This is a genomic window from Azospirillum terrae (assembly GCF_053470425.1).
In genome coordinates, this window is sequence record NZ_JBPXMR010000006.1 from 378191 (window position 1) to 387601 (window position 9411).

Annotated in this window: 12 protein-coding genes, 1 tRNA gene and 1 rRNA gene; 1 reads left to right on the forward strand and 13 read right to left on the reverse strand. The window is 68.0% G+C overall.

The annotated features are described in order from the left end of the window. Window positions 1–17: 17 nt before the first annotated feature. The gene (locus tag ACSVDD_RS18515) at window positions 18–1286 is read right to left on the reverse strand and encodes a PQQ-dependent sugar dehydrogenase (protein ID WP_448190856.1); all 1269 of its coding nucleotides are present in this window, start codon (window positions 1284–1286) and stop codon (window positions 18–20) included. 217 nt (window positions 1287–1503) lie between these two features. Here ACSVDD_RS18515 and ACSVDD_RS18520 point away from each other — a divergent pair, with 217 nt between their 5' ends. Next, on the forward strand, window positions 1504–1662 hold the full coding sequence (locus ACSVDD_RS18520; RefSeq protein ID WP_448190857.1) for a hypothetical protein: 159 nt from the start codon (window positions 1504–1506) through the stop codon (window positions 1660–1662). A 12-nt stretch (window positions 1663–1674) separates the two neighbouring features. Here the strand turns inward: ACSVDD_RS18520 and ACSVDD_RS18525 are convergent, their stop codons facing one another. From ACSVDD_RS18525 to rrf, 12 genes are all read right to left on the reverse strand, one after another. Continuing rightward, window positions 1675–2061, reverse strand: a complete 387-nt coding sequence (locus tag ACSVDD_RS18525; RefSeq protein ID WP_448190858.1) for a hypothetical protein — start codon at window positions 2059–2061, stop codon at window positions 1675–1677. Between the two features lie 18 nt (window positions 2062–2079). Further along, window positions 2080–2352 (reverse strand): RnfH family protein, encoded by a 273-nt coding sequence (locus ACSVDD_RS18530; protein ID WP_448190859.1) that lies wholly within the window; start codon window positions 2350–2352, stop codon window positions 2080–2082. 17 nt (window positions 2353–2369) lie between these two features. After that, entirely contained in the window at window positions 2370–3044 is a 675-nt protein-coding gene (locus tag ACSVDD_RS18535) for an electron transport complex subunit E (protein WP_448190860.1), read from the reverse strand. Next, the gene (rsxG, locus tag ACSVDD_RS18540) at window positions 3044–3664 is read right to left on the reverse strand and encodes an electron transport complex subunit RsxG (protein WP_448190861.1); all 621 of its coding nucleotides are present in this window, start codon (window positions 3662–3664) and stop codon (window positions 3044–3046) included. The genes ACSVDD_RS18535 and rsxG overlap by 1 nt, the downstream gene beginning before the upstream one ends. Beyond that, window positions 3661–4737: an RnfABCDGE type electron transport complex subunit D gene (locus tag ACSVDD_RS18545; protein WP_448190862.1), complete on the reverse strand. Its 1077-nt coding sequence runs from the start codon at window positions 4735–4737 to the stop codon at window positions 3661–3663. Before ACSVDD_RS18545 ends, rsxG begins: the two co-directional genes overlap by 4 nt. After that, complete coding sequence (rsxC, locus tag ACSVDD_RS18550) at window positions 4734–6227, reverse strand: electron transport complex subunit RsxC (protein WP_448190863.1); 1494 nt, start codon at window positions 6225–6227, stop codon at window positions 4734–4736. Before rsxC ends, ACSVDD_RS18545 begins: the two co-directional genes overlap by 4 nt. Window positions 6228–6240: 13 nt before the next feature. After that, the gene (locus tag ACSVDD_RS18555; RefSeq protein WP_448190864.1) at window positions 6241–6795 is read right to left on the reverse strand and encodes an RnfABCDGE type electron transport complex subunit B; all 555 of its coding nucleotides are present in this window, start codon (window positions 6793–6795) and stop codon (window positions 6241–6243) included. Window positions 6796–6806: 11 nt separating this feature from the next. After that, window positions 6807–7388, reverse strand: coding sequence for an electron transport complex subunit RsxA (rsxA, locus tag ACSVDD_RS18560; RefSeq protein WP_448190865.1), 582 nt, complete (start codon window positions 7386–7388; stop codon window positions 6807–6809). Between the two features lie 18 nt (window positions 7389–7406). Then, window positions 7407–7916 (reverse strand): SoxR reducing system RseC family protein, encoded by a 510-nt coding sequence (locus tag ACSVDD_RS18565; RefSeq protein ID WP_448190866.1) that lies wholly within the window; start codon window positions 7914–7916, stop codon window positions 7407–7409. Window positions 7917–7921: 5 nt separating this feature from the next. Further along, entirely contained in the window at window positions 7922–8917 is a 996-nt protein-coding gene (locus ACSVDD_RS18570; protein WP_448190867.1) for an FAD:protein FMN transferase, read from the reverse strand. Window positions 8918–9147: 230 nt separating this feature from the next. Continuing rightward, window positions 9148–9224, reverse strand: a tRNA-Met gene (locus tag ACSVDD_RS18575). 83 nt (window positions 9225–9307) lie between these two features. Next, window positions 9308–9411, reverse strand: a 5S ribosomal RNA gene (gene rrf, locus ACSVDD_RS18580); the annotation flags it as partial.

The following is a 9411-nucleotide window of genomic DNA, read 5'->3' on the forward strand; positions in this document are numbered from 1 at the left end:
ACCAACGAGACGAAACCTTACGGCTCATAAGAGATCCGGTAGATGGCGCCCGCCAAGTCGTCGGAGACGAGCAGGGATCCGTCGATCAGGACGGCCACGTCGACCGGCCGGCCCAGGTACTCGCCGTTCGGCGTCAGCCAACCGTCCGCGAAGACTTCGGTCCGGTCGGCCGTGCCGTCCGGCTTCAGGCTTGTGAACATGATGCGCGCGCCGACCGGCGTCGTGCGATTCCACGAGCCATGCTGCGCCGAGAAGATGCCGCCCCGGTACTTGGCCGGGAACTGGGCGCCGTTGTAGAAAGTCATGCCGAGGTCGGCGGCGTGCGCCTCCATCTCGACCTGGGGGAACACGGCGTCGGCCGGCGGCTGCTGATCCTTGTACTCGGTCGTGCGGATCTTGCCGCCGCCATAGTACGGGAAGCCGAAGTTCAGACCCGGCTTTTCCGCCCGGTTCAGCTCGCCCGGAGGAATGGTGTCGCCCATGCCGTCCACCTGATTGTCGGTGAACCAGAGCGACTTGTCCTTCAAATTGAAGTCCATGCCGACCGAATTTCGAATACCCCAGGCATAGACCTCGCGGTTTTTGCCGTCGCGGTCCATTCTGATGATGCCGGCCATTCCGACCTTTTTGTAAAGGTTCATCTTTTCAGGCGCGAAGACGTTGAAGGGCTGCCCGAGGGTGATGTAGAGCCTGTCGTCGGGACCGATCCGGCAGACGCGGGAGGTGTGGTTGTAGCTTTCCTCTTCCTTGGGAATGAGTTCACCGCCCTTGACCACTTGGAAGGCGGCGACATCGGCGCCCTCGTAGAAGAATTCAGCGGCGGGGAACATCAGCACCCGGTTCTGTTCGGCGATGAACAGGAAGCCGTCTTTCGAGAAGCAGACGCCGTTGGGAACCGAGAAGTTGATCGAGGGCGCGAATTGCTTCACCTCGTCGGCGACGCGATCCTTGTCGCGGTCGGTCACGGCGTAGACTTTGGTCTTGCGGGTCCCGACGAACAGAGCGACGCCCTGCGGTCCAACCGCCATGTGCCGCGCGTCGGGGACGATGGCGTAAAGCGCGATCTTGAACCCCGGCGGAAGCTTGATCTGCGACAGCGTCTTCTTGATCGCCTCGGCCTTCGGCCCTGATTGGGCGATGGTCGGGATATCCGTCAGTTCGCCCGTCGTTCTGAAATTTTCAAGCTTCTCAAGGTTACCTGGAGGCTTCGGCAAGTCCTGGGCTCCGGCAGGAAGCGCCAAGCACACTGCCGCGACTGAGATCGCTGCCTTGAAAGCGGCCCTCATGACTTCCCTCCCTATTCTTTGCCGCCCCGCGGACGGTTGCAGATATTCTTTGGGCGACTCGAGCGGACGTCAACTGGCGCGATACGCTACTATACTGACTTGGTAACCAGTTTTTGCTCACGCCCGCCGCTGGATCCCATTAAGGCGGGAGAAACGGCTCGACAGGGTCGCGAATTCTACTAAACGCGGCCGTGTCCGTTCCCTTTCCGCACCGATCGTGGACTTCCGAGCGAACACCCACTTCTTCGACGCGGACCGCGACGGCCTTGCCAATGAAATGGGACGCCTGCCGCACCCGGACATCGATCCGGTCGATTTCTACACGCGTCATTTGGACTCGGCCACGTACTGCTACGACGACGGCCACGCCTCTTGAGCGTCCCGTCCGTCAGCGGGCGACGAACCAGCCGATCAAGGCTCCCATGGCAGCGCCGATGGCCGTCTGAGCCTCCAGGGTCTGAGCCGCCACATAGGTGCTGGCGGACTGCGTCGCCCCGGCGGCGTAGGAACCCGCGGCGGCGGTGGTTTCCAGGGCGGCCGTGCCGACCGTCGGCGCCACGGCGTAAAGAGCACCGCCCGTCGTCGTGAGCGCGCTGCCGACCGTCGGTGCCACCGCTGGATACAGGTAGGGTAGCGCCACCGCCCCCAGGACGCCGCCGATGGCGATGGACGCCAGCGTTCCGGACCAGGACGACGCCGCCGGCTCGGCCGCGCTCACCGGCGCGGCGAGCAGGGACACCAGAACAACCGCGGACGCAGACAGACGAATCGACATTTCACGCACCCCTGTATCTTAGCCTTCCTTGGGCTGCCCGCGGCGGCGCACCGTGGACGGGTCGACGGTGATGGGGCGGTAGATCTCCACCCGCGCCCCCTCCTCGACCGGCGCGTCGAGGGCGGCAAACTTGCCGTACACCCCGACGCGCTGGGCCTCGATGTCGATCTCCGGGAACTGCTGGAGAATGCCCGAACGCTCGATCACGTCGCGCACGCAGCTGCCCTCGGGCACATCGAGGGTCAGCAGGGACTGGCGCTTGGGCTTGGCGTAGACGACCGAAACCTTCATCGACGGATCTCCTTCGCCTACACGCAATGCCCGGCGGGGCCGGTGGCGATGGCCTTGCCGGCGCGCAGGTCGAGCAGCCGCTTGGCCACCACCATGAAGCCGGCCGCCAGGAAGCCGCCCGGCGGCAGGATCATCATCAGAACGCCGCTGTCGAGCGGCGACACCTTCATTTCCAGGAACTTGAACGCCGGCCCCAGCAGCAGCGAAGCGTCGGCGAACAGCGTGCCCGAACCGATGATCTCGCGCACCGCGCCGATGGCGGTCAGCGCCAGCGTGAAGCCCAGGCCCATGAACAGGCCGTCCATCAGCGAGGGCAGCACCGGCTCCTTGGCGGCGAACACCTCCAGCCGGCCGAGCGGCAGGCAGTTGGAAACGATCAGCGGGATGAACAGGCCCAGCACCTTGTACAGCTCATGCATCCAGGCGTTCATCGTCAGATCGACCAGCGTCACCATCGCCGCCACGATCAGGATGTAGACGGGGATGCGCACCTCCTGGGTGATGTAGCCGCGGAAGGTGGCCACCAGCAGGTTGGAAGCGGCCATCACCGCGGCGGTCGCCAGCCCCATGCCGAACCCGTTGGTGGCGCTGGTGGTCATCGCCATGGTCGGGCACATGCCGAGCAACTGGGCGAGGACGCCGTTGTTGTCCCACAGCCCGTCGCGCATGATCGTCCGATATTCCACGCTCATCAGCGCACCTCCACCATCTGGGTCTTGTGGGCCGCGAAGAATTCCAGGCCCTCACGCACGGCGCCCACCACGCCGCGCGGGGTGATGGTGGCGCCGGAGAACTGGTCGAACTGGCCGCCGTCCTTCTTGACCTTCCACTTGTCCTTGGGCGGCGATCCCAGCGACAGGCCCGAGAAGCGGGTGATCCAGTCGGTCTTGGCCGGGTCGATCTTGTCGCCCAGTCCGGGGGTTTCCTTATGCGCGGTGGCCCGCACGCCAAGCACCCGCCCCTCCGCATCGACCCCCAGCATCAGCCGGATCTCGCCGCCATAGCCCGAGCCGAGGATCTCGTAGGCGACGCCGGTGACCTTGCCGGCCTTGGTGGCGCGGTACACGGTCAGCGGCTTGCCGTGCTCGCCGGTCAGGGTGATGGTGTCCTTGACCGGGTTGTTGTCGTGCAGGCCGGGGGGAATCACCTGCGCCAGGGAGTTCTGCTTGTCCTCCAGCGCCCGCACGGCGATGGGGTCGGCGGTCACCAGATCGGTGAGGGCGAGCAGCGCGCCGAAGCCGGTGCAGAAGGCGCCCAGGATGGCGGCGTGGAGCCATGTCGGCTGCATCGCCGTCGCTTGCGGCATGCTCATTTGCCCCCCTTGATCGGCAGAGGATCGCCCTTGCGGGTGCGGCCGAAGACGCGCGGGCGGAAATGCTGGTCGATGATCGGCGTCAGCGCGTTCATCAGCAGCACGGCGAAGGCGACCCCCTCGGGATAGCCGGCGAAGGTGCGGATGACCCAGGTCAGCAGGCCGATGCCGACGCCGTAGACCAGTTGCCCCTGCTTGGACACCGGCGAGGTCACATAGTCCGTGGCGATGAAGAAGGCGCCGAGGAAGGTGGCCCCGGAGACGACGTGGAACAGGCCGCTGGTGAAGCGGTCGGGGGACAGCGCGTGGAACAGCGTGCCCAGCACGAGCAGGGTTCCGATCATCGCCACCGGGATGTGCCAGGAGATGATCCGCTTCCACAGCAGATACGCACCGCCGGCCAGGATCAGCAGCGCCGAGGTTTCCCCGAAGCTGCCGCCGTGGAACCCCAGCGCCATGTCGAGGAAATCGGGAACCTGCTGGATCGAGGTGCTGACCGGAATGCCGCGCGACAGCTCCGTCTTGACGTGGCCGAGCGCGGTGGCGGCCGTCATGCTGTCCAAGGTGCCGGCGCCGAAGGTGATGCGCAGGCTGTCGAGGAAGCCCGGCGCCCCGGCGCTGAACAGCGGGTGCGGCGGCACGAAGGCGGTCATCTGCACCGGGAAGGACACCAGCACGGCGACGCGGCCGACCATGGCCGGGTTGAAGACGTTCTGCCCCAACCCGCCGAAGACGTGCTTGGCGATGCACACGGCGAAGAAGGCGGCGATGCAGGCCACCCACCACGGCGTCCACGGCGGCAGGCTCATGGCCAGCAGCCAGCCGGTCAGCACCACCGAGCCGTCGGTGATGGCCGGCTGCAACGGCTTTTTGGCCCAGGACAGGCACGCCGCCTCAAGGATCAGGCACGAGCCCACGGTGACGGCGAACAGGAACAGCGCCGGCCAGCCGAACAGCCAGAGGTCGAACAGCGTGGCCGGGGCCAGCGCCACAAGGACCGCGGTCATCGTCGCCTGGACACTGGTGGGGGCGTGCGTGAACGGTCCGCTCTTGTCGGTGAACGCGGTGGTCATGCACGGGCCTCACTATCGGCGGTGGGGGCGGCGGTGGGGGCGGCGGCGGGAGCGGCCTTCTGCGCCTCGCGGGCCGCGGCGGCGGCGCGCTTGGCCTCGGCGATCTTTTCCAGGCGGGCGCGGCGGGTTTCGACCTGGACGCTGATGTGGTCGCGCTTGCGCGCCTCGCGGTCCAGGTCGTTGAGAAGGCCCTTGGCGTAGTTGAAGTAATGCACCAGCGGGATGTGTGACGGGCAGATGTACGAGCAGCTGCCGCACGACACGCAGTCGCGCACGCCGAGCTTCGCCGCCACGTCGATGTGGTCCTTGCGGATGAAGGCCGCCATCTCCACCGGGACCAGACCGCAGGGGCAGATGGTGACGCAGGTGCCGCAGCGGATGCAGGGCTGCGAGGGCTGCTCGTTGGTCTCCTCGGCGGTCAGCGCCAGGATGCCGGACGTGCCCTTGACCACCGGCACGTCGAGCGAGGGCAAGGGCGCCCCCATCATCGGCCCGCCATTGACCACGCGCTTCGGCGGCCGGCTCAGGCCACCGCAGAACGACACCAGATCCGACACCAGGGCGCCCAGCGGCGCCTCGACGTTCTTCGGCTCCTTGACGGCGCCGCCGCCCACGGTGACGACGCGCGCCAGCAGCGGGCGGCCGAAGCGGACGGCGTGGTGCACCGCCCGCGCCGTCGCCACGTTGTGCACCACCACGCCCAGGTCGGCGGTCAGCTTGCGGGCCGGGGTTTCCTTGCCGATGATGGCCTGCGTCAGGTGCCGTTCCGACCCCATCGGGTACTGCGCCGGCACGGCCACCACGGTGACGCCGCTGGCGCCCAGGGCGGCCTTGCCCATGATCGCCAGCGCCTGCGGCTTGTTCTCCTCGATGCCGACGACGACGCCGAGCGCGCCCAGGGCGCGCGCCATGATCTGCGCCCCGTCGATGATCTCCGCCGCGTGCTCGCGCATCACCCGGTCGTCGCAGGTGAGGTAGGGTTCGCACTCCGCGCCGTTGATCAGCAGGATGTCGATGGTGCGCTCGTTGCCGAGCTGAAGCTTGACCGCGGAGGGGAAGGCAGCTCCGCCCATGCCGACGATGCCGGCCCACGCCACGCGGTCGCGGATGGCCGCGGGATCGGTGTTGAAGGGATCGTCGATGGGGGCCGGCAAATCGTCGGTCCAGTCGTCCGCGCCGTCCGGCTCCAGCACGATGGTCGGCTGCGGCAGGCCGGAGGGGTGCGGAGCGGCGAAATCGGCGATGGCGGCGATGCGGCCGGAGGTCGGCGCGTGCACCGGAGCCGACACCGGCCCGGTGCGGTCGGCCAGCCGCTGGCCCTTCTTCACCAGATCGCCCACCGCCACCACCGGCTCCGCCGGGGCACCGATGTGCTGTTGCAGGGGCAGGTAGAGCAGGCGCGGCATCGGCAGGGCGACGATGGGGCTCTCGCTGGTGCGTTCCTTGCGGTACTCGGGATGGACGCCGCCGCGGACGGGGAAGAGCTTCATGGGGCGGCGCTCCTCAATGGACCGGTTCGGCGGGGGCGGAGGCCGCCGCCTGCGGCTTGTCCCAATGCCACGTGCCCAGCGTCACCGGGACCTTGCACATGGTGATCGCCTCGGTCGGGCAGATCTTGAAGCACTTCTTGCAGCCGTGGCAGTTGTCGGTGACGACGGTGTGGAGCTGCTTAGGCCCGCCGATGATGGCATCCGCCGAGCATTCGCCAATGCAGCGCAGGCAGCCGATGCACAGATCCTCGTCGATGACCGCGAATTCCGGGCCGGTGTCCTCGTGCTCGGACAGATCGGCGGTGACGCCCAGCTTCTTCGCCAGCTTTTCCGCCACCGCCTTGCCACCGGGCGGGCACACCGTCACCGGCGCCTCGCCGCGGGCCAGCGCCGCCGCGGCCTGGGCGCAGCCGACATAGCCGCACTGCCCGCACTGCGAACCGGGCAGCAGGTCCTGAAGCTCGGCCTCCAGGGGGTTGCCCTCGACGTGGAGGAGGCGGGCGGCGATCCCGAGGACCGCGCCCAGCGTGACCCCCATCGCCGCAAGGCTTCCGACGGCAAGCAACATGTCGTCCCCTCCTAGTTCGCGCTGATGCCGGAAAAGCCCATGAAGGCCAGCGCCAGCAGGCTCGCGGTGATGAAGCCGATAGGCGGGCCGGCGAACAGCGGCGGCACATCGGCCAGCGTCAGCCGCTCGCGCAGGCCGGCGAACAGCACCATGACGAGGCTGTAGCCGAGCGACGAGGCGAAGGCGAACAGCGTGGCGTCGATGAAGCCGAACTTGCCCTCCACCAGCAGCAGCGTGACGCCCAGCACGGCGCAGTTGGTGGTGATCAGCGGCAGATAGATGCCCAGCATCTGGAACATGGCCGGCGACACCTTGCGGACCACCGCCTCGGTGAACTGCACCGCCGCCGCGATGACCAGGATGAAGGTGATGGTGCGCAGATAGCCCAGATCGAACGGCTTCAGCAGGAAGGCTTCGATGGCCCAGTCGCCCATCGACGACACGGTGATGACGAAGGTGCAGGCCATGCCCATGCCCACCGCCGTCTCCACCTTGGTGGTGACGCCCATGAACGAGCACAGGCCGAGGAAGCGCGCCAGGATGACGTTGTTGACCAGAGCCGCACTGACGATCAGCAGAAATGTGTCTTGCATGGACCCCGTTCCCCTCCGTCACTCTTGATGGCACGCATCGGCAGCCGCTGCCGCCCGGCGCACGAACCGTGGCGTGAGCACGCCGCGCCGGGTGAGCCGGCGCGCCCGGAGATGCGCCAGGACGAGCCCCAGCAGCAGACCCGACACCGCCGCCAGCGCCGCCGCGCCGTCGCCGCCGCCCGACCATTTGGCCGTCAGCCCGCCGACGAACAGCAGCAGCAGCGGCAGCGCGTAGGCGGTGGCGGCGGCGCGCATCACCGCCCCGTCCTCCACCCCGACGACCACCCGCTCGCCGACGCGCAGGCCGTGGCCGTTGGGAATGGCAAAGCGCTTGGCGATCAGCCGCCGGCTGTTGCCCGACTTGGTGCCGCAGATCATGGCCGAGGCGCAGCCGCCGCAAGCGGACGCCGTTTCCGGCTCCAGCCACACACGATCCCCCTCGACCGCCACCACGCGGGCCAGCCCCTCGGACAGCCCGCGGCCGGCCTCGGTGTCCAGATCGCTGTCGAGGCCGTACGCCCCGTCCATTTCCGTCACGCCCTGACGGTGGCGGTGACGCCGTCCGGTGTCACGTAAATGGCCATCTCGGCGCCGGTGGCGCGCAGCAGCGCCTGCCGGCGCTCCGGGGCGACCATCAGCATGGCGGTGGACAGGCCGTCGGCCCGCGTCGCCGTTTCCGCCACTACGGAGACGCTCTGCATGGCGGGTGCCGTGGTGCCGGTGCGGGTGTCGATGAGGTGGGTGAAGCGTCCGGCATCGTCGAACAGCGTGCCGTAGCCGCCGGACGTGGAGACGCAGCGGTCCACCACGTCGATCTCGGTGACGGCCTTCGACGGGTCGGCCGGGTTGGCGATGCCGATGCGCCACGCCGAGCCGTCCGGCTTGGTCGACAGCGCCCGCGGCTCACCCATGTCCACCAGCATCTTCTCGAAACCATGGCCGCGCAGCACGGCGGCCACCCGGTCGGTGATGTAGCCCTGGGCGCCGCTGTTCAGCGTCAGCCCCATGCCCGGCCGGGCGAAGGCGATGCGCGCGGGCGACACCTCGACATGGCGCCAGCCGACCAGCGCCAGGGCGGCGTCCAGGTCGCGGCGCGCGGGGCCGTCCGGGTCCGGGTGGGCAGCGGTGAAGTGGCGGAAATAGGTCTGCCAGACCGGCTGCACCGTTGGATCGTAAACGCCGTCGCTGGCCGCCGAGAGCGTCAGCGCGTGGCTCAGCAGTTCCGCCAGCTCGGCCGGGGGATTGGCCAGGACGCCGTCGCGGTTGAGGGACGAGAGGGCCGAGTCGGCGCGGTAGACGCTGAAGACCTGCTCCAGCCGCGCCAGTTCCTTCAACGCGTCCTGGATGGCGGCGTGGGCCGCCCGTTCGTCGTGGTGGTAAAGCTGGATGGTCGAAGGGGCGCCGAGCGTCGTGCCCTCCCACCGTGCCAATTGGGTGGCGCGCGCACCGCCAGCCCTCATCAGGAGTGGCAGACCGGCGGCAGCGGCGAGAACCGTGATGGCGCGGCGGCGCGTGATCCTAACGGTCATGAAGCGGCGGCTCCCCTCAGCAAACGAACCCCAGATCCGCCTTCCGCACGCCGCTTCAGCCGGGCTGAAGGAATGTTGCGCGGACGACGTATTGTTCGCATCAATGATGAGGCAGATCCGGCGTAAAGCCTATTTTTTTTAGGGGCATAGCTGCGACGAACCGTCGCATGCGGGCGCCGTTTTGGGGAACATGAAAAAGCCCGCTAAGCCAATGGCTTAGCGGGCTGATTTGGTTGCGGGGGCAGGATTTGAACCTGCGACCTTCAGGTTATGAGCCTGACGAGCTACCGGGCTGCTCCACCCCGCGTCAAACGCGTACGAACCGGTCGGGCGGATGGAGGGTGTGAAGAGCGATGCGGCGTTGATCCGGGTGTGATGTGCGCCTGGAAGACCTGGCGGCGACCTACTCTCCCACGTCTTGAGACGCAGTACCATTGGCGCGGAGGGTTTTCACGGCCGAGTTCGGGATGGGATCGGGTGTTGGGCCCCTCGCC

What these genes read in the sequence shown, in the direction of transcription:
- ACSVDD_RS18530 (WP_448190859.1), bottom strand. Translation starts at nt 2,352, where the DNA reads ATGAAGGTTTCGGTCGTCTACGCCAAGCCCAAGCGCCAGTCCCTGCTG.
- ACSVDD_RS18535 (WP_448190860.1), bottom strand. Translation starts at nt 3,044, where the DNA reads ATGAGCGTGGAATATCGGACGATCATGCGCGACGGGCTGTGGGACAAC.
- rsxC (WP_448190863.1), bottom strand. Translation starts at nt 6,227, where the DNA reads ATGAAGCTCTTCCCCGTCCGCGGCGGCGTCCATCCCGAGTACCGCAAG.
- ACSVDD_RS18555 (WP_448190864.1), bottom strand. Translation starts at nt 6,795, where the DNA reads ATGTTGCTTGCCGTCGGAAGCCTTGCGGCGATGGGGGTCACGCTGGGC.
- rsxG (WP_448190861.1), bottom strand. Translation starts at nt 3,664, where the DNA reads ATGAGCATGCCGCAAGCGACGGCGATGCAGCCGACATGGCTCCACGCC.
- ACSVDD_RS18570 (WP_448190867.1), bottom strand. Translation starts at nt 8,917, where the DNA reads ATGACCGTTAGGATCACGCGCCGCCGCGCCATCACGGTTCTCGCCGCT.
- ACSVDD_RS18515 (WP_448190856.1), bottom strand. Translation starts at nt 1,286, where the DNA reads ATGAGGGCCGCTTTCAAGGCAGCGATCTCAGTCGCGGCAGTGTGCTTG.
- rsxA (WP_448190865.1), bottom strand. Translation starts at nt 7,388, where the DNA reads ATGCAAGACACATTTCTGCTGATCGTCAGTGCGGCTCTGGTCAACAAC.
- ACSVDD_RS18565 (WP_448190866.1), bottom strand. Translation starts at nt 7,916, where the DNA reads ATGGACGGGGCGTACGGCCTCGACAGCGATCTGGACACCGAGGCCGGC.
- ACSVDD_RS18545 (WP_448190862.1), bottom strand. Translation starts at nt 4,737, where the DNA reads ATGACCACCGCGTTCACCGACAAGAGCGGACCGTTCACGCACGCCCCC.
- ACSVDD_RS18525 (WP_448190858.1), bottom strand. Translation starts at nt 2,061, where the DNA reads ATGTCGATTCGTCTGTCTGCGTCCGCGGTTGTTCTGGTGTCCCTGCTC.